Annotated in this window: 22 protein-coding genes and 1 other RNA gene; 8 read left to right on the forward strand and 15 right to left on the reverse strand. The window is 64.6% G+C overall.

The window, feature by feature from the left end; genetic code table 11:
• Positions 1-61: 61 nt before the first annotated feature.
• The 9 genes from NANH_RS0101880 to NANH_RS0101925 form a co-directional block, all read right to left on the reverse strand.
• Positions 62-2,056, reverse strand: coding sequence for a CocE/NonD family hydrolase (locus NANH_RS0101880; RefSeq protein WP_027260516.1), 1,995 nt, complete (start codon positions 2,054-2,056; stop codon positions 62-64).
• A gap of 51 nt (positions 2,057-2,107) precedes the next feature.
• Positions 2,108-2,545 carry a D-aminoacyl-tRNA deacylase gene (gene dtd, locus NANH_RS0101885; RefSeq protein WP_027260517.1) on the reverse strand — a complete coding sequence of 146 codons (438 nt, stop codon included), beginning with the start codon at positions 2,543-2,545 and terminating at the stop codon, positions 2,108-2,110.
• Complete coding sequence (locus NANH_RS0101890) at positions 2,545-3,219, reverse strand: nitroreductase (RefSeq protein ID WP_027260518.1); 675 nt, start codon at positions 3,217-3,219, stop codon at positions 2,545-2,547. The genes dtd and NANH_RS0101890 overlap by 1 nt, the downstream gene beginning before the upstream one ends.
• Before the next feature lie 63 nt (positions 3,220-3,282).
• Positions 3,283-4,398, reverse strand: a complete 1,116-nt coding sequence (locus NANH_RS0101895; RefSeq protein ID WP_245601511.1) for a TFIIB-type zinc finger domain-containing protein — start codon at positions 4,396-4,398, stop codon at positions 3,283-3,285.
• A gap of 44 nt (positions 4,399-4,442) precedes the next feature.
• Complete coding sequence (locus NANH_RS0101900) at positions 4,443-5,561, reverse strand: SPFH domain-containing protein (protein ID WP_027260520.1); 1,119 nt, start codon at positions 5,559-5,561, stop codon at positions 4,443-4,445.
• 25 nt (positions 5,562-5,586) lie between these two features.
• Positions 5,587-6,543 carry a DUF2927 domain-containing protein gene (locus NANH_RS0101905; RefSeq protein WP_139236267.1) on the reverse strand — a complete coding sequence of 319 codons (957 nt, stop codon included), beginning with the start codon at positions 6,541-6,543 and terminating at the stop codon, positions 5,587-5,589.
• 10 nt (positions 6,544-6,553) lie between these two features.
• Positions 6,554-7,744 (reverse strand): toxic anion resistance protein, encoded by a 1,191-nt coding sequence (locus NANH_RS0101910; RefSeq protein WP_027260522.1) that lies wholly within the window; start codon positions 7,742-7,744, stop codon positions 6,554-6,556.
• A gap of 30 nt (positions 7,745-7,774) precedes the next feature.
• Complete coding sequence (locus tag NANH_RS0101915; RefSeq protein ID WP_027260523.1) at positions 7,775-8,680, reverse strand: 5-bromo-4-chloroindolyl phosphate hydrolysis family protein; 906 nt, start codon at positions 8,678-8,680, stop codon at positions 7,775-7,777.
• Between the two features lie 203 nt (positions 8,681-8,883).
• Positions 8,884-9,735 (reverse strand): pseudouridine synthase, encoded by an 852-nt coding sequence (locus tag NANH_RS0101925; RefSeq protein ID WP_036050304.1) that lies wholly within the window; start codon positions 9,733-9,735, stop codon positions 8,884-8,886.
• A 61-nt stretch (positions 9,736-9,796) separates the two neighbouring features.
• Here NANH_RS0101925 and NANH_RS0101930 point away from each other — a divergent pair, with 61 nt between their 5' ends.
• Positions 9,797-10,258 carry a nucleoside deaminase gene (locus NANH_RS0101930; RefSeq protein ID WP_027260525.1) on the forward strand — a complete coding sequence of 154 codons (462 nt, stop codon included), beginning with the start codon at positions 9,797-9,799 and terminating at the stop codon, positions 10,256-10,258.
• Here the strand turns inward: NANH_RS0101930 and NANH_RS28300 are convergent.
• The 3 genes from NANH_RS28300 to NANH_RS29200 form a co-directional block, all read right to left on the reverse strand.
• Complete coding sequence (locus NANH_RS28300; RefSeq protein WP_139236269.1) at positions 10,252-10,476, reverse strand: hypothetical protein; 225 nt, start codon at positions 10,474-10,476, stop codon at positions 10,252-10,254. The two genes, NANH_RS0101930 and NANH_RS28300, sit on opposite strands and share 7 nt — an antisense overlap.
• A gap of 173 nt (positions 10,477-10,649) precedes the next feature.
• On the reverse strand, positions 10,650-11,342 hold the full coding sequence (locus tag NANH_RS0101935; RefSeq protein ID WP_027260526.1) for a metal-dependent hydrolase: 693 nt from the start codon (positions 11,340-11,342) through the stop codon (positions 10,650-10,652).
• Positions 11,343-11,398: 56 nt separating this feature from the next.
• A complete protein-coding gene (locus tag NANH_RS29200; protein ID WP_245601373.1) occupies positions 11,399-12,184 on the reverse strand; it encodes a DUF4440 domain-containing protein in 786 nt (261 codons plus the stop codon).
• 129 nt (positions 12,185-12,313) lie between these two features.
• Between NANH_RS29200 and gatC the strand changes: the two genes are divergently transcribed.
• The 5 genes from gatC to rnpB all read left to right on the forward strand — a co-directional run bounded on the left by gatC (position 12,314) and on the right by rnpB (position 15,981).
• A complete protein-coding gene (gene gatC, locus NANH_RS0101950) occupies positions 12,314-12,601 on the forward strand; it encodes an Asp-tRNA(Asn)/Glu-tRNA(Gln) amidotransferase subunit GatC (RefSeq protein ID WP_027260527.1) in 288 nt (95 codons plus the stop codon).
• Entirely contained in the window at positions 12,601-14,088 is a 1,488-nt protein-coding gene (gene gatA, locus NANH_RS0101955) for an Asp-tRNA(Asn)/Glu-tRNA(Gln) amidotransferase subunit GatA (protein ID WP_027260528.1), read from the forward strand. The genes gatC and gatA overlap by 1 nt, the downstream gene beginning before the upstream one ends.
• Positions 14,089-14,129: 41 nt before the next feature.
• Positions 14,130-14,897, forward strand: coding sequence for a hypothetical protein (locus NANH_RS0101960; RefSeq protein WP_051372597.1), 768 nt, complete (start codon positions 14,130-14,132; stop codon positions 14,895-14,897).
• A complete protein-coding gene (locus tag NANH_RS0101965) occupies positions 14,836-15,573 on the forward strand; it encodes an N-acetylmuramoyl-L-alanine amidase (protein ID WP_027260530.1) in 738 nt (245 codons plus the stop codon). The genes NANH_RS0101960 and NANH_RS0101965 overlap by 62 nt, the downstream gene beginning before the upstream one ends.
• Positions 15,574-15,584: 11 nt before the next feature.
• Positions 15,585-15,981: RNase P RNA component class A (rnpB, locus tag NANH_RS27650), an RNA gene on the forward strand.
• Positions 15,982-16,028: 47 nt separating this feature from the next.
• On the opposite strand, the gene NANH_RS29535 is transcribed toward rnpB, so the two are convergent.
• Positions 16,029-16,157, reverse strand: coding sequence for a hypothetical protein (locus NANH_RS29535; protein WP_281170989.1), 129 nt, complete (start codon positions 16,155-16,157; stop codon positions 16,029-16,031).
• Positions 16,158-16,391: 234 nt separating this feature from the next.
• On the opposite strand from NANH_RS29535, the gene rpmG reads away from it, so the two are divergent.
• Entirely contained in the window at positions 16,392-16,559 is a 168-nt protein-coding gene (gene rpmG / locus NANH_RS0101975) for a 50S ribosomal protein L33 (protein WP_027260531.1), read from the forward strand.
• A gap of 178 nt (positions 16,560-16,737) precedes the next feature.
• A complete protein-coding gene (locus NANH_RS0101980) occupies positions 16,738-16,926 on the forward strand; it encodes a hypothetical protein (RefSeq protein ID WP_027260532.1) in 189 nt (62 codons plus the stop codon).
• Between the two features lie 8 nt (positions 16,927-16,934).
• Here the strand turns inward: NANH_RS0101980 and NANH_RS0101985 are convergent, their stop codons facing one another.
• Together NANH_RS0101985 and NANH_RS0101990 are read right to left on the reverse strand one after the other, a co-directional pair.
• Positions 16,935-17,258: a DUF1272 domain-containing protein gene (locus NANH_RS0101985; protein WP_245601376.1), complete on the reverse strand. Its 324-nt coding sequence runs from the start codon at positions 17,256-17,258 to the stop codon at positions 16,935-16,937.
• Between the two features lie 53 nt (positions 17,259-17,311).
• Complete coding sequence (locus tag NANH_RS0101990; protein ID WP_027260534.1) at positions 17,312-18,061, reverse strand: Bax inhibitor-1/YccA family protein; 750 nt, start codon at positions 18,059-18,061, stop codon at positions 17,312-17,314.
• Positions 18,062-18,196: the final 135 nt, after the last annotated feature.

Here is an 18,196-nt window from a genome sequence, read left to right on the forward strand (position 1 = left end):
TTGATGTCCCAAGGGTTACGCATTTCAGCGACACCCGCAAGGGCCAAAACGGAGGGTTGGTTCAGGCATTGTCGCGTCTGATGCGGTCGGTGACCGTGCGGTCATGGCGTTTTTCGGACCCTTCAAAGGCCTGCACGCGGGCGCGCAGGTGGTAGTGGGTGGCATCCGACCACATTTCGCAGCTGGTTTCGGTGCGCAGACGGATGTCGTCGCGCTCCATCTCGGTGGTCCAGTGGCAGGACCCGTGCGCGGCCAGCGGATCGTCCGGATGGATGGTCCAGGTTTCGCGTGCGGCGGACCCGGTGATCAGCCCGTGATCGCAATTCTGCTGTTTGCCGAAATCGTCCTCGATCACCAGGCGCACTTTGCCCGTGGTCATGTCGGTTTCCATCCGCCGGACGTGGTTGGGGGGGCGCAGCGCGCGGGTTTGTTGGGGCGCGGCGGCGGCGGGGGGCGCAAAGGACCATTCATCGTCGGTGGCCGTATCGCGCACCGGCAGGTCCAGCGCGCCATGAGTGAGGGACAGTTCGGCGGTGTGCGGCGCGGGCCAGATCAGCGGCCAATAGGCGGTCGAGATCGCCACCCGCAGCCGATGGCCGCGCGGGACGCGGTAGGCGATGTGATCCAGCGGCAGGTCAATCTCGATCGGCTGGCCGCAGGGCAGGGGGTGGGGCTCTGCCGGGTCGTCGCGATGGCTGAGGTTGAACACGCCATAAGTGATGCGGGTGCTGGCACCGTCCGGATGCACATGGTTCAGGCGCACCGCGATCTGCGCCTGGGGACGGTCAGAGGACAGGCGCAGCCGCAGGCGGGGCGCGCCGAGGATGTCCATGTCCCGGGGCAGCGGCGCGCTGTCAAAACAGGCCGACAGCGCATCGTCGGCGCGCTGATCGCCGGGCAGTTCGGGCCCCAGCCAGATGGCGCAATATTCGCCCGCGGCCATGCCGCAGTGGTGCGGCGAGCGGACGGTAGCGGACAGCCCGCCGCCGGACCCGGTCAGCCCGGTATCTGTCAGGTGAAGGGTCTGTTGCGGGATCCGTGCCGTGGCGTGGCCGGTTTCGGTGACCCAGCGGCCGGGGCGTTCGCTGTACCAGGTGGCCGGGCGCACCCCGTCCATCAGCCAGGCGCGATAGTCGGGATCGGTCCGCACACCGGTGTCGATGTTCTTGAGCCATTGATCCCACCAGCGCAGCGCCTCTTGCAGAAAGCCGATGCGCGGTTCGGGAACGGCGAAATGCGGGTATTTGTGCACCCAGGGGCCGACGATGCCTTTGGCGCCGGGGATGTTCTCGACGATCTGGGGCACCGCGTTCTTATAGGCATCGCCCCAGCCGCCGACCGCCAGCACCCTGGCCTTGATGGCGCTGAAATCCTCGCAGACCGAGCCATGCCGCCAATAGGCGTCGCGGCGCTGATGGCGCAGCCAGACCGAGGGCAGGAAGGGTTCGTTTTCCAGCCGCTCCAGCCACATTTCGCGCCAGTCCGGGCGCAGGGCGGGGTCGGGCGCGCGGCTGGAATAGGCCCACATGGTGGCACCCCAGCCGAGGTTTTCGTTCAGCAGGCAACCGCCCTTGTAGTGGATGTCGTCGGCAAACCGGTCGACGGTCGAGCACAGGGTGATGATCGCCTTCAGCGGCTCCGGCTGGCGGGCGGCAACCTGGAGGGAATTGAAGCCGCCCCAGCTGATGCCCATCATGCCGACGCTGCCGCTGCACCAGGGTTGTGCCGCCAGCCAGCCGATCGCCACAACCGCGTCGGCCAGTTCCTGTTCGGTGTATTCGTCGCTCATCAGCCCCTGGCTGTCGCCATTGCCGCGCATGTCGACCCGCACGCAGGCATAGCCGCGTTGAGCGAACCAGGGGTGGGTCAGCGCATCGCGCGCCGTGGTGCCGTCGCGTTTGCGGTACGGCAGGTATTCCAGGATCACCGGAACCGGGTGTTCGCTGGCGTCCACGGGCCGCCAGACGCGGGCGGAGAGGCGGCAGCCGTCAGGCAGGGGAATGCCCAGATCGGGCAGTTCCTCGATCTCGCGCAGGGCAGGTTCGGATGTGTTCATCGCCGCGACTGTTTCGTCATGGCGGGCAGGTGTCAAGCCGTTGGATTACGGTCAGCTTTCCATCCAGATCGTCACCGGGCCGTCATTGACCAGCGCCACCGCCATGTCGGCACCGAATTGCCCGGTTTGCACCGCGAGCCCCTGTGCGGCCAGTTCGGCTGTGAACAGTTCATACAGTCGCACGCCTTCGCCAGGGGCGGCGGCGGTGGAAAAGCCAGGGCGGTTGCCACGCGCGGTGTCGGCGGCGAGGGTGAATTGGCTGACCACCAGCGCCGCGCCGCCGGTATCGGCCAGCGACAGGTTCATCTTGGCCGCGTTATCGCGGAAGATCCGCAGCCTGGGGATCTTGGTGGCCAGTTTGCGCGCATCCGCATCGGTGTCGCCCTGCATGGCGCAGACCAGGATCAGCAGGCCGGGGCCGATGTCGGCAATCACGGTGCCCTCGACGGTCACGCTGGCCCGGGTGACCCGCTGGATCAGGGCGCGCATCAGTCCGCCCCCCGCCAGTCGACGAATTCGCCCAATGCGGCGCGGTCGGTGCGAAAGGCGTTGGCGGGATGGTCGGCGTCTTCATAGCCAAACGAGATGGCGCAGAGGATCAGGCGGTCCGGTGCAATGTCGAAATAGTCATGCAGGAACGGTGCATGCGAGGCCACCGCCGCCTGGGGGATGGTGGCGATGCCCAGCGATTGCGCCGCGATGGTAAAGGCGGCGACAAAGCCGCCGCAGTCCATCGCACCGTAGGGGCCAAGGTCCGCCGGGCTGGAGATGATGGCGCAGTGGGGCGCGCCGAATAGGGCGAAGTTTTCCATCATCTGCCGTGCCGATCCCGCGCAGTCGCCCTTTTGTACCCCGACGGCGTCGTACAGTTTCCATCCGCAGTCGCGGCGGCGGTCCTGATAGACGCCTGTATAGCGCGTTGGCCAATCCAGATCGGGCGCGGGGGTGCCGGTTGCGGCCTGCTGTTGCAACGCGGCGCGAAAGCGGTCGGTTTCCGCCCCGCTGGTCACGGTCGCATGCCAGGGCTGGGCGTTGCACCAGGTGGGCACCTTTTGCGCGGTCGAGAGGATTTGTTTTATCAGCGGGCGCGGCACCGGGTCGGGCAGAAAGGCGCGGCAGGAATGGCGCTGGCCCATCAGGGCGTCCAGGTCGGCATGGGGCATGAGGACTCCTTTGGTGTTCGCGCGGCAGGATGGTCCGCGGCTCAAGGCGGTGCAAGGGGCCGATTACTGGCCGGTGGCCAACACATAGCCGATGCCCGCCGCAACCAGCAGGCCCAGGGTGACCGCGATGGCGATCTTGATCGCGGACCAGGGGCGTTCGCCCCGGACCCGCCCGGTCTGGCCGTTGACGACAAAGCGATAGGTCTGGCCACGGTATTTATAGGCCGCCAGCCAGACGGGCAGCAGCACATGTTTGAAGGTCACGTCGCGCACATCGGTATCGATGCCGTGAATGCGTTGCTGATCGCCGCCGATGTCGAACCGCACGTCGCGTTCGATGGTGCGGGCCATGATCTGGCGCGCTTCGCCATAGCCATCGGGCAGCTCTACGGTATAGGCCTCGGCGCGGAACCCGGCGAGGTATTGCGGCTGATAGGGCGCAAGCGCGGACAGATCCCAGGGTTGCAGCGCATCGGTGTATTTCTTGGGCAGGCTGCGCGAGGCCAGCACCAGCACATCGTCGAAGAACCGCGCGACCCGGCCCGAAGCGGGTGTCCAGCGCACCTTGGCGACCTGTTCCTGGACCCGCTTGCCGTCTCGCACGACGGTGCGGGTGGTATAATAGATCGTGCCACGTTCGCCGCGATACCGGGTGCGGGTCTGGGCATCGAACGTCCAGTAGGGCACATAGATGCCCTGCATCCTGCGGCCCTTGCGGGCATAGGCCTGCAACCCGCCGGGGGCAAACCACAGCCGCCCCAGCCAGTCGTTCATCGCATCATGAGCGGTGCGTTCGTCCAGCGCAAAGGGCAACACGCCGCGCGGTTTGATATGGCGGCTGATGCCGGTATCGGTGACCACGGGCGTGGCGCAGAACGGACATTCGGCAGCATGGGAATCGGGGTCGAATTCAAACTGCGCGGCGCAGTTCGGGCAGGACAGAACCCGGGTTTCCTCGATCTCGGTGGCGGGCAGGGTCTGGGCGATGGCGGCGTCGAAGTCCAGCTCGGTCAGGGTGGCACTGCCCCAGGGGCCGCCGTCGATCGGCTGGGTATGACCGCAATGGTCGCAGATCATCCGGTTCTGCGCGGGCGCGAAGCGATAGTCCGCGCCGCATTGTTCGCAGGGAAAACGGTGTTCGGTCACCGGGATATCGGGGCCTGTGTCGGACAAGGAAATTTGCGCCTCCGGCGGGAGTATTTAGGGCAAGAGGAAGGCGGGGATCAGGTCCCCGGTGGCGGGGGCGGCAGGATGGTGAACAGCTGTGCCAGTTCCTGCACCTCCTCGGCGGGGTGCCAGCCGTCCTGGCCGGGGGTCCAGACATAGGTGTCGCGCGTCAGGGTGCCGTCGCTGACCATGCGGCCCAGCCGGGCCTTGGAGAACGGGCCCTTGGTCTGGCCCTTTTCGGCGATGTGCCAGACATGTTCCACCGGTGGCGGCGGGGGCGGTACGGCGGCCTGGGGGGCCGGTGCGTGAGCGGCGCCCCAGGGGCCGGAATTGGCCATCTGCCCCGCCATCGCCATGCCCATGCCCGCACCCAGACCGGCGGCCATGCCCCCGCCCGCCGGATTGCTGGCGGCGGAGGTCATCGCCTCGGCGGCGGAATATTGCGTGAAGCGGCCCAGATCGCCGGCCAGGCCCGCCGAGGTGCGTTTGTCCAGCGCGGCTTCGACCGCCGGGGGCAGCGAGATGTTTTCGATATAAAGCTCGGGGATGGTCAGCCCGTAGCCTTGCAGCGTTGGCGAAATCGCGGTGGCGACCAGTTTGCCCAGATCGGCGGTGTTGGCGGCCATGTCCAGCACCGGGATGCCGGAACCGGCGACGGTGCGGGAAAATTCCTGTACGATGATGTTGCGGATCTGAAAGCTGATCTCGTCCATGGTGAATTCGCCGTCGGTGCCGACGATTTCGGTGAGAAAGCGTGCCGGGTCGGTGACGCGCACCGAATAGGTGCCAAAGGCGCGGATCCGCACCGGGCCGTATTCCGGATCGCGGCAGATGATCGGGTTCTTGGTGCCCCATTTCAGATCGTTGAACCGGGTGGTGTTGACGAAATAGATCTCGGATTTGAACGGGCTTTTGAAGCCGTGATCCCAGTGTTGCAGCGTGGTCAGCACCGGCATGTTGTTGGTTTCCAACATATACAGGCCCGGCGTGAACACATCGGCCAGCTGGCCCTCGTGGACGAACACCGCCGCCTGACCTTCGCGTACGGTCAGCTTGGCGCCGTATTTGATGGCGTGGCCTTCGCGTTCAAAGCGCCAGACCATGGTGTCGCGGGTGTCATCGACCCAGTGGATCACGTCGATGAATTCGCCGGTCAGAAAGTCGAAGATGCCCATGTTCAGGTTCCTTTCAAATCGTCAATCACTGTGGTTGGCCCATCAGTTCACCGGCGATGGTGCGGGCGATGGGGCGCGCCTCTTCTGCGGTCATGCCCTGTTGCAGCCGGGGATCATAGAGCATGGTCAGCAGTTTTTCGTCCTGCGTGGTCAACAGCGCGAATTCATCGTCGTCGTTGAAGATCGACGGACGCGCCGAGGGGCTGTCGTTGGGCAGGCCCAGGCCCTGCGCGATTTCTTCGTGGATGCAGGACAGGCGCACCAGATCGGGATGTTCGGCACGGATCAGGGCGATGGCCCGGGTATAGGTGTTGGGCGCGCGACTGCCGGATACGGCCACCACCAGGCAGTAGAACGAACGGGGAAGATTGCCGAACAGATCCAGCTCTGCCTTGCTGATGCCGGGCACCAGTTGTGTCAGGCGCTGCTGCACGAAATCGCGGTCGTCTTCGCCAACCACGAAGACGTGGAAATTCGCGTTGCGATCGGTGGCCGCTATCGGGTGGTTGGTCAGCCGGGCCAGCCGTTTGGCATAGCCCTCGATGCGGGCCCGATCCTTGTCGCGGGTGGCCTGGGGCACGCTGGTGCCGAACTCGGTGCCGATGCGGACCGGATCGCTCCAGCGGCTCAGGCGCCCGCTGCCGCCGCGCGTGGTGACACCCCCGCCACGGGTGTATTCATCGAAGAAGACGATGTTCTCGAAATTGCGGGTCAGATCGTCGATGGTAAAGGGGGTGTCCGGCCCGCCGCCATCGGTACGCAGCTGATCGCGGGTCAGCAGGTCATTCTGGACCTGCAGGTAATAGCGCGACAGATCCTGGCTGCGTGCGGAAGGCGCGGCCGGTGCGGGGGGCGTCACCCGGAGCGAGGCCGGGCGGGGCTGAGGTGTCGGGGACGAGCGCAGGCCGATGGTCTCGCAGCCTGCAAGCAAGGCGGCAGCGGCCCCCAGCGACAGGATCTGCATGGATATCCGTCCCCGCATGGCGCGCGCCTCAGCCCGGAACCGCGGTGCCCGAGGTGTCGCCAACCCCGTCGCGTCGCGACTTGGCCGAGGCCAGAGTGTCGCGCAATTCGGCCTCCATCTTCTTGAGCTCCTGCTCGGCGGCGGCACGGCGGGCCTTGCCTTCGTCGGCAATCGCCAGGCTTTCGTTGATGGTGCCGATCAGGTCGGCATTGGCCTGTTTGACCGCTTCGATGTCGAACACGCCACGCTCCATTTCCTGGCGGATCACCTTGTTGCTGTCGCGCAGGTTCTTGGCATTGGAGGTGAGCAGTTCGTTGGTCAGGTCATTGGCCTCGCGCACGGCGGCGGCGGCTTCGGCGCTGCGCTGGATGGTGACGGCCTGGGCCAGCTGGGTTTCCCACAGGGGCACGGTGTTCACCAGGGTCGAGTTGATCTTGGTGACCAGCGATTTGTCGTTTTCCTGTACCAGCCGGATGCTGGGCAGGGATTGCATGGTGACCTGGCGGGTCAGTTTCAGATCGTGCACCCGGCGTTCCAGATCGTCGCGCGCGGCGCGCAGATCGCGCAATTCCTGGGCGGCCATGACCTGTTCGGCTTCGGGCGCGGCGGCCACGGCGGCCTCTTGCGCGGGGATCTCGGTGCCGTCGAGTTCGGCCAGTTTTTCCTCGCCTGCCGCAATGTACAGCGCCAGTTCATCGTAGAAATTCAGCGTCTTTTCGTACAGCAGATCCAGCGACTTGATGTCCTTGAGCAGGGTGTGCTCGTGGCTCAGAAGATCGTCGGTGATCTTGTCGATCTGGCCCTGCACATCCTCGAACTGGGCGGTGAACCTGGCAAAGGGCGCAGCCTTGCCCAGCAGTTTTTCCCACCAGCTGCGGTCGCGGCGCACGTCCAGTTCGCTGACCGAAAAACCGCGAATGGTGGTGACGATGTCGCGCAGGCTGTCACCGGCGGGGCCGACATCCTTGTTGCGTACGTCCGCCAGCATCGCCTGGCTGATCTCTTGCAATTCCGCCTGCGCACCCGAGCCGAAGGCGACGATCGAATGGGTGTCGCCCATGTCGATCTCGTCCATCCGCCGCCGAATTTCCGCCCCGACCGGCGCGTCGGCCTTGGCCAGCGGTACAATCTCGTTGACGGGTTCGGGCAGGACCACGGCGGTGACTTCTTCGACCTGGCTCAGGGCGTCCTGGGCTTTCTTGCGGATGGTGTCGGACATAAAATGGTTCCTCGTGTTTACAGGGCGGCTTTACTGGGCGGTGTCGGGGGGGCTGGTGTGGACGCCTTCGCGCCGCAACCTGTCGCGCAGCACGTCGATTTCAACGGTCAGATCGCTGCGGTCTTCGAGCAGCATCTTGCGGGTGCGGGCGGCAAAGTTCTGTTCCAGATCATCCAGCAGGGCGGCGTAATCCGCCCGTGCCTCCGTGTCGCGGCTGCGGGAATAGATGTCGGCGAACTTGATCGTCGCGTCGCGCGCGCCCTGCAGGTAGACAGTCATGTATTTGCGTGCGCCGGTCAGGTCGCGGGGGTCTTCCTCTACGGTGCGGAACAGGTCGCGGGCGGTGGTTTGAAACCGCTCGACGCGGGCTTCCATCTTGGGATCCCGCGCGCGCCGGATCGCGTCGGCCATCTCGGCAAGACGGGATTCGGCCTCGTCCACGACACGGGCGACGCGGTCCTGCTGAAACGTGTCGATGCCCTCGACGCCCTTGTCTTTCAGCGGGTCCAGCCCAAAGGACATCATATGCAGCGCTGTCGCCGCGCCGCCATAGAGCAGCGGCGCCACCAGCCCCGGTTCGGTCTTGTAGGCGGCGAGCGCGACACCGATGCCGGTCAGTGCGCTGGCGACCATCTTGCGCGGAAAGGCCGGACGGCGGGCCACTTTGCGCGCGTCATAGGCGGCCTGGGCGCGCAGGCCCTCGCGCAGCAACCAGGCGGCCAGGGTCAGCGTCCCGGCAGCCACCAGCCCCAGAGCCATGCCGACAGCCCCATCGTTGAGCGACATGAACACCAGCACAATGGCGGGGATAAACAGGATGTTGGTGCGCGCGCCCGCCGGGTCGACCTGCGCGCCTTCATACGCGCCGCGCGGGTCGGGCGCGTCAACGTCCGATGCACCATCCGGGCTGTATTTGCCGCCGAAACGTTTGGCCATGTGTCTAAAGCCCCCCCAGCCAGCCGGTGCAGACGCCGAACAGCAGCACGATCAGCGCCGCATACGCGGTTTTCTGCAATCCTGACGGTGACATGCCAACCCCCTGACATTGTTTGACAATGCAAACCTACGCCATGTGGGGCCAGCTTGCTAGGGGGAAGAGTTGCCCCAACCTGTCAGATTGAGGCCGGATTCGCGCCAGTTCAGCGGGATTTCGGCGGTGTTCTGCTGCGTTGCGGACGCGCTGCGGGCTTGGCTCCGGGGCGCGGCTGTTTGGCCTTGGGTTTGGCGGTGCCGCTGTCGTCGCCCGCGTCCAGACCCAGTTGGTCGCGTAACACGCGGCGGCGGACTTCTTCGACGGTGCCGGGTTTGAGCGTGCCGAGCTGGAAAGGACCATAGGACACCCGGATCAACCGGTTCACCGCATAGCCGACATTCTCGATGGCGCGGCGGATTTCGCGGTTGCGGCCTTCGCGGATGGCGATGGTCAGCCAGGCGTTTGCGCCCTGCTGGCGGTCCAGCGCCACGGTCATGGGTTGAAACCGCTCGCCTTCGATCACCAGTCCTTTGCGCAGGGGGGCGAAATCTTCGTCCCTGGGGCGCCCGTTGATGCGCACCCGGTATTTGCGCAGCCAGCCGGTGCTGGGCAGTTCCAGGCGGCGTTTGATGCCACCGTCATTGGTAAGCAGCAACAGCCCCTCGGAATTCAGGTCCAGCCGGCCCACGCTCATCACCCGGGGCATGTCCTCGGGCAGGTCGTCAAAGATGGTCTTGCGGCCCTTTTCGTCGGCATTGGTGGTCACCAATCCCTGAGGTTTGTGATAAAGCCACAGGCGGGCGGGTTCCGGTTCGGCCAGCGGCTTGCCGTCCACCGTGATCTTGTCGGTGTCGGTTACGTTCAGGGCAGGGCTGTCGATGCGGGCGCCGTTGACGTTGACGCGACCGGCGGCGATCATCCGCTCCGCTTCGCGGCGGCTGGCGACACCGGCGCGCGACAGCACCTTGGCGATGCGGTCACCGGGAGTCGTCGGTGGCGGGGTGGGGGACTGTTTCATGGCCTGCGCATAGCTCAATCCACGGTCTTGCGAAAGGGTGCATCGCGGGGCAGGGTGCGCCATGGTTTTCAAGTCGCAGATGACTCAGGCGCTGATTGAGGCGCGGGCCGCCGCCGCGCGCGGAGAGGTGCCGGTGGGCGCGGTCATCGTTGGCCCGGATGGGCAGGTGGTGGCGGCGGAAGGCAACCGCACGCGCGAGCTGAACGATCCGACGGCCCATGCCGAGATTCTGGCGATCCGGGCGGCCTGTGCGGCGGCGGGCAGCGAGCGGCTGGTCGGGCATGACCTGTATGTCACGCTGGAGCCTTGCCCGATGTGTGCCGCAGCCATTGCCTATGCCCGGATCGAGCGGTTGTATTACGGCGCATCCGACCCGAAGTCGGGCGGTGTGGCGCACGGGGCGCAGATCTTTGATCATGCCCAGACACACCACACCCCCGAGGTTTACGACGGGCTCGCAGAAGCCGAATCCGCCGATCTGCTGCGCAGGTTCTTTGCGCAGCGGCGCGGCAAGGATCAGTAGCCGGGGGACGAGCGGCGCACGTTGCCGTGCCAGTCCTGGCCGGGAATGGACCCGGTTTCAATTTTCAACCCGCTCAACGGCGTGCCGGTGCGCTCAAGCACCGCGTATCCGGCGACGGCAATCCCCAGCAGAAGAGTAACCCAAAGCCAGTGTCCGCGTGGACGCGGAGCAGGCGTGCGCGGCGCGGGCGAAGACAGGCAGTTAACAGTTGGCGTCATGGTGATCTCCGATCCTGACGGTGTATTTTGATACCGTGGATATAGAACCGGATTTGTCATTAGGAAAATGAATGTTTGTCCAGGGTGACATCACGTATGGTGATGTGTGGCGCTCTGTTTGGCGGTCCGCCCCGTTACTCCGGCGTGATGGCGGGATCGGGGCGGTCGCTGTGTCAGATCTCGATCGCCTGCAGCACCTGGGGTTCGATCACGTCGACACCGGGCAGAGCCGCAGCCAGCGTTTGCGCGGATTGTTCCAGGATCGGGAAGGTGCGGTAGTGGGCGGGGATCAGGGTCTTGAAGGCAAAGTACCGTTTGGCGGCATAGGCGACCTTGGCCATGTCCATGGTGAAATGCCCACCGGCGGACAGGATGCCGATATCGGGTTTGTAATAGTCCCCGAACCACTCCATGTCGGCCATGATGTCGGTGTCGCCGGACAGATAGACGGTATGGCCCTCGGCGGCGAGCATGTAACCCACTTCGGACCCACCGGTGCGCAGCCCGTCTTCGGTCGAGAAGGTCGAGGAATGCTGGGCCGTGACCATCGACAGCTTGGCGCCGTCCAGATCGACGGTGCCGCCCTTGTTGAAGCCGATGGTCTCGATGCCCTCGGTTTCACCCCAAAGGCCCATGATGTCGTATTGCCCGACCACCGGTATGTTCAGCCGCCTGGCCAGCGGCAGCACGTCCACCACATGATCGAAATGCACATGGGTCAGGATGATATGGGTGGCCCCCGAAACGGCGGCGTCGTGCTGGTGTTCGGTCAGCATCGGGTTGCCGGTCAGCCACGGGTCGAGCAACAGCACCAGGTCGGCCGTCTCGATGCGAAAGCTGCCATGTCCCAGCCAGATGATCTTCATGTCGTACTCCTTGTTTTCAGGCAGAGGCTAACGCCTGGATTGCGGTTTTGCACCGGTCAGGTGGCGGCGGGGGTGTCCTGGCTGAACAGGTTGATCCAGCCGCCTTGCCAGCGTTTCCAGATGGAGCTGACATACATCCGTTCCGGATCGGAGCCGGGGGCCCGCGTGAATGTTGCCTGATAGCACAACATGGCGTGGTCCGCCCCGAGGTCGACGCAGCGCATGTCGTTAAGGTCGTAGGTGTTGATCGTAGGCCCGTCGGCAAGCTGTGCCACATGCGCGGCCTTGCCGGAAAAACCGTCGGGATAAACCCCGAGAAAGCCATCGTCCAGCCGGGCCGCGTCGCTGTCCTGATCGCCGGTCACCAAGGCATCCCAGACCTGCCGTTCGCAGGTTTCGAGTTCTGCCAGCAGGCTGGTCTCTGGCGGATGTGACGGGCCACCGACCTGATGGACTTCGATGACGTTGCCGTCCGGATCGTAGAAAAAGATCTGATGCCAGCCTGCCACCGCCGCATGGCCCCAGTCCGAATAGGGGATGCCGTGGTTTTCCAGATGGGCGCGAAAGGCGCTCAGGTCATCGGTGCGATAGGCAATATGGCCGTGGCTGACCGGGTTGACGATCTGGCCGGTGGCAAATCCGGCATGTATGTCGCGCTGGGCGAGATGGGTCTGAATCGCGCCATCGGTGACAAAGGTGACGTCGCCGGCATAGCCTTTGGTCTTTTCCAGCACCGGCAGGCCCGCGGTCTCGCGTTCAAGCCCCAGAATGTCGCGGTAAAACCTGTCCATACGCGCCACATTTTCCGTGGCCATGTTGAGATGATGCAGGGTCAGTTTCATCGTTGGGCCGTGCCTTGTGATTGCGTCAGGCGTCACCTTGACGGCTGTTGCGGCCGCTGTACAGGTCCGCGCCCCTTGCGAGCCGCCCGTCACGGGGGTAAATGCCCCTAACACAGCATGAGAGGTCCCATGTCGATTGATCAGAACACCGCCGCCCGGGTGGCCAAATTGGCCCGCATCAAGGTCGAGCAGGATGCGCTGCCGGCGCTGGCCGACGAGTTCAACACCATCCTTGGGTTCATCGAGCAGTTGAACGAAGTGGATGTGGACGGGGTCGAGCCGATGACCTCGGTGACGCCGCAACGTCTGAAACGGCGGGTCGATGAGGTCACGGATGGCAATCAGCAGGCCAAGATCTTGTCCAATGCGCCGGATGCGCGCGAAGGATTTTTTGCGGTTCCCAAGGTGGTTGAATAATGTCTGATCTGAACAAACTGGGACTGGCATCGGCGCGCGACGCGCTGCGCAAGGGTGAAACCACCGCAGTCGAGCTGACGCAGGCCTGCCTGACGGCGATCGACGGCGCGGATGCGCTGAACGCATTTGTGCACAAGACACCGGAAATCGCCCTGGAGCGGGCGGCGGCGGCGGATGCGCGGCTTCAGGCGGGCGACGCGCCCGCGATGTGCGGTCTGCCGATCGGCATCAAGGATCTGTTCTGTACCAGAGGCGTACCCAGCCAGGCCGGCAGCCGGATTTTGCAGGGGTTTCTGCCGGAATACGAATCCACCGTCAGCCAGAACCTGGCCGATGCGGGCGCGGTGATGCTGGGCAAGCTGAACATGGACGAATTCGCCATGGGATCGTCCAACGAAACCAGCACATATGGCAACGCGATCAGCCCCTGGCGGCGTGGCAATGACGCGGCAGAGCTGACGCCCGGCGGATCAAGCGGTGGCTCGGCGGCGGCTGTGGCGGCCGATCTGTGCCTTGCGGCGACCGGCACCGACACCGGCGGCTCGATCCGCCAGCCTGCGGCCTTTACCGGCACGGTGGGGATCAAGCCGACCTATGGGCGCTGCTCGCGCTGGGGCATTGTCGCCTTTGCCAGTTCGCTGGATCAGGCCGGGCCGATGACCAAATCGGTGCGCGACGCGGCGATCATGCTGGGTGCGATGTGCGGCCATGACCCCAAGGACAGCACCAGCGCCGATCTGGCGGTGCCGGATTTCGAAGCGATGCTGAGCGGCGACATCAAGGGCAAGAAGATCGGTATTCCGCGCGAATACCGCATGGACGGGATGCCGGGCGAGATTGAAAAGCTGTGGGCCGACGGTGCCGACATGCTGAAGGATGCGGGGGCCGAGATTGTCGATATCAGCCTGCCGCATACGAAATACGCGCTGCCGGCCTATTATGTCATTGCGCCCGCCGAGGCGTCCAGCAATCTGGCGCGCTATGACGGGGTGCGGTACGGTCACCGCGCCACGCTGGCTCACGGTGACGGCATCACCGAGATGTATGAAAAGACCCGCGCCGAGGGGTTCGGCCACGAAGTGCAGCGCCGGGTGATGGTCGGCACCTATGTGCTGAGCGCGGGGTTCTATGACGCCTATTACAACCGCGCCCGCCGGGTTCGCACCCTGATCAAAAAGGACTTCGAGGATGTGTTTGCCACCGGGGTCGACGCGATCCTGACCCCGGCGACCCCCTCGGCGGCCTTTGGTCTGGGCGAGATGACGGATGCCGATCCGGTGCAGATGTATCTGAACGACGTGTTCACGGTCACCGTGAACCTGGCCGGGTTGCCGGGTATTTCAGTGCCAGCCGGGCTGGACAAGCAGGGGCTGCCGCTGGGGCTGCAACTGATCGGCCGACCCTGGGAGGAAGGCGATCTGCTGAACACCGCCCATGCGCTGGAAAACGCCGCCGGGTTCGTGGCCAAGCCGGGCAAGTGGTGGTAGAATACAGGACCGGAACCGGCAGTAACGACAGGACGGAAGAGATGCAGAACCAGATCCGATTTCCCATCCTGTTTGGCTTTGCGCTGGCGGTGCTGGCGGGCTGTGCGCAAACCCCACCGGATACGATGGCGGGGGTTGGGTTCGGCTCGGACGCCGATGCGATGCGGGCGCGCGAGATGGAGCTGGCCGGGGCAGATGCCTCGACCGAGCGGCTGGCGCCGCCGCAGCTGCTGTCCAGCGAACCGCTTGCTCCGGTGACCGCACCGGGGGCGCCGATGCGCACCGTGGCCAGTTCGACCGGTGTGCAAAGCGCGGCGTTGCCGCCGGGCGCGGGTGCGGATGATATCGCGGCCCAGACAGCGGCGGCGCTGGCCGCCAGTTCGGGAACGCCTTCGGCTGGCGTGGTGACCACGGCGACGGGCCTGTCGGCGGAAAACGATTTCACGGCCGTGTCGGGCAGCCGCACGATCCAGGGCGATGCCGCGCTGATCGCCACCAACCGCGCACAGTATCAGGTGATCGAGCCCACGGCCCTGCCGGAACGCACCGATACCGCGCAGCCGAATATCGTCAGCTATGCGCTGGCCAGCGCGCACCCGCGTGGCACCCGCGTTTACAGCCGAAGCGGTTCGAACCTGGTGGCCAAGGCCGAGCGCAATTGCAACGCCTTTACCTCGCCCGACATGGCGCAGGCCGAGTTCCTGGCCAAGGGCGGGCCACAACGCGACCGTGCCGGGCTGGACCCGGATGGCGACGGATATGCCTGCGGCTGGGATCCGGCCCCGTTCCGCCGCGCGGTCGACAACTGATCCGGTGACGCCGATCTGGCATCCCTCGCCGAACGCCGGGCCGCGCCGGGACGGGCTGCGCCCGGAACTGGTGGTGCTTCACTATACCGCGATGAACAGCGCCGCAGCGGCGCTGGAACGGCTGTGCGATGCCAGCGCCGAAGTGTCCGCGCATTACCTGATCGGGGGCGATGGCACGGTTTGGCAGATGGTGCGCGAAGACCTGCGCGCCTGGCATGCGGGTGCGGGGGAATGGGCCGCGCGGGGCGATGTCAATTCGCGTTCGATCGGCATCGAGCTTGACAATCGCGGCACCCATCCGTTTTCACAGCCGCAGATGAGCGCGCTTGAGGCGTTGTTGGCCGGGATACTGCTGCGATGGGAGATCGCGCCGCAGGGCGTCATCGGTCATTCCGACATGGCACCGGCGCGCAAGTTTGATCCCGGCCCCCGGTTTGACTGGCGCCGATTGGCGCGTCAGGGGCTGTCGGTTTGGCCGAGGCCGGCACAAGGCGGTGACTTTTGGGACGACGCGGCGTGCTTTGGGTATCCGGTGCAGGACCGGACGGCAACGCTGGCTGCGTTCCGCACCCGGTTTCGACCCCATGCACAGGGTCCGCTGGAGGCCGAGGACCGTGCACTGATCGCCGATCTGGCGGCACGCTTTGGCGTTGACCGGGCGGCGCGGACCTCCTAAGTCGCAGGGGCGCGGAGGGCCGGATGGCCGCTGGTGTCGCAAGGCACGAGAGGAAAGTCCGGACTCCACAAGGCAACGGTGCCGGGTAACGCCCGGGCAGGGCAACCTGACGGATAGCGCCACAGAAAACAGACCGCCTGTGTCCGCACAGGTAAGGGTGAAACGGTGGGGTAAGAGCCCACCGCGCCGCTGGCAACAGGGGCGGCATGGCAAGCCCCACCGGGAGCAATGCCAAATAGGACCCCCGCGCGGGACCGGTCCCGGCAACGGGATACCGCCGCTAGGCGCGCGTTGGCCGAGAGGGGTCGGGTTGGCAGCTGGACGCACGTGGCAACACGGGCGCTAGAGGAATGGTCATCGACGGGGGTAACCCCTGAACAGAATCCGGCTTACAGGCCCTCCGCGCAATTTCTGACGGACCTTGGCCTCTGGGACGTGACGGGCCGTCAGGGCGGCTACCTGCCGGACAGCACCGGGCTTTCAGCATCGAGGGTGGCGCGCGAGGCGACGACCTGGGTGGCCGCGAGCGCTGCGGCGCAGAGGATCACCAGGATGGCAAAGCGGGGAAAATGCGGGACACGCATGACAAACTCCTAATCGTTACATCAAAAACACATCGAAAAATACAGCCCTTGTGTAACCGGACAATGTCAGATTGTAAAGAATGCGCTGTTCGAGGGGGGCTATCGTTGCTGAATCGGCTGCATTCGCAAATCCGCTGTTGACTCGGCCCCGCGCCCGGGTAAAAGCGCAGCTTCATACGAATTTGTCGAAAGGTGCCCCAGCAGGCATTTGCCTTTCGTTGCAGGAGAGAGACCATGGCGAAGCCGACCACAATCAAGATCCGCCTGAACTCGACCGCAGGCACCGGCCATTTCTATGTGACCAAGAAAAATGCGCGCACCATGACCGACAAGATGGTGGTCCGCAAATATGACCCGGTGGTTCGCAAGCACGTCGAGTACAAGGAAGGCAAGATCAAGTAATCTTGTCCGACCGGATCGAAAGTCAAAGGGTTACGCCAGCGCGTGGCCCTTTTTCTTTTGTGTGAACGGTGGGCGTTTGCAGGGCGTCAACCGGATGCTGAGCACCCCGGTGCGGTCTGGATTAACCGGCTGTCAAGGAATTGCCGATAGATCCGATTAAAGACAAAACGAGGGGATCATGACAGTCAGGATCGTTATCGCATGTGCGGCCGCCTTGTTGACCGCCGGATGTGAACCGGAACGCGATGTCGGTTTTGGCGAGGTCGGGACCGCGCAATCGCTGCGGGCCGCCTATGCGCTGGACTTTCAGGGGCTGGCCTTTGTGGCGCGCGAGACGACGGCGTCGGAGCGGGGCAGCACCCGCTGAGGCGCGCGTCACCTCTGATCAGGCGCAACGTCCTTGAGACGGGCGGTCAACTCGGCGCGGTCGGCCTGATCCCATTTGCAGCTGCGCCTTTGGGTGGCAGGCGGATGCGTTGCCAGACCGGTGCCTGTGCGCCAGCTGTGCGCAGGGCGGATCGGCCGCGCGACCAGGTTTCCACCGCAATTGGGGCAGACCCCCTGTAACGCGCGGTCGGCGCAATCGGCGCAATAGGTACATTCATAGCTGCAGATCCGCGCCAGGGGTGAGGCGGGCGGCAGGTCATGGTCGCAAATTTCGCAGTTCGGGCGCAGCTCTAGCATATGGGCAGTTTGCATAGAAAAAGGGCCGGTCGCAAGGACCGGCCCCGATTGTCGTCTGCGGTGCTGCGTTATTCGCGATTGCCGAACAGTTGCAGCAGGAACATGAACATGTTGATGAAGTCCAGGTACAGGGTCAGCGCGCCCATGATTGCGGACTTGCCCAGCCATTCGGCATCGCCATGTGCGGCGTGCTGGATGTATTCGGTCTTGATCTTTTGCGTGTCGTAGGCGGTGAGGCCCGCAAAGATCAGAACGCCCAGGATAGAGATCGCAAACATCATCGCAGGCGACTGCAGGAAAATGTTGACCACCATCGCTACGATCAGGCCGATAACCCCCATCATCAGGAAAGTGCCCATCGCGGACAGGTCTTTCTTTGTGGTGTAGCCATACAGCGACAGCCCGGCAAACGAGATTGACGTTACCAGAAAGACATTGGCGATCGACAGGCCGGTAAAGGCGACGAAGATCCACGCCATCGACAGACCCATCACGGCAGCGAAGGCGTAAAAGAACAGTTGCGCGCCCGCCACCGAAAGCTTGTTTATTGCCGCTCCAAAGGCGAATACCATGCCAAGCGGTGCAAACATCACGATCCAGCCCAGGATATTGGGCGACAGAGTGACCGGATCGCGGAACGCGCCCAGCAGTGCCGGGTTGGTGCCGACGGCCCAGGCCACGAGGAAGGTCAGCAAGGTGCCCACGGACATCGTGCCGTAGACCTTGTTCATATGTGCACGCAATCCCGCATCGATCGCGGAAGATCGTGTTCCGGCCGCGGTCCGGCCCGCCACGCGGTTCATGTCGAATTCAGCCATTCAAGGTCTCCGTTCAAGACAAGGGTGCCGCTGGAAACAGCCCAACAGCTCTTGTTTGAAATATCGGGTGTACCGGCGGCATTTTCAAGTGAATCCGACACGGATTATCGGTAGAACTTGGCAAAAATTGCCCTG

It is taken from the genome of Sedimentitalea nanhaiensis DSM 24252 (assembly GCF_000473225.1).
Classification (GTDB): domain Bacteria; phylum Pseudomonadota; class Alphaproteobacteria; order Rhodobacterales; family Rhodobacteraceae; genus Sedimentitalea; species Sedimentitalea nanhaiensis.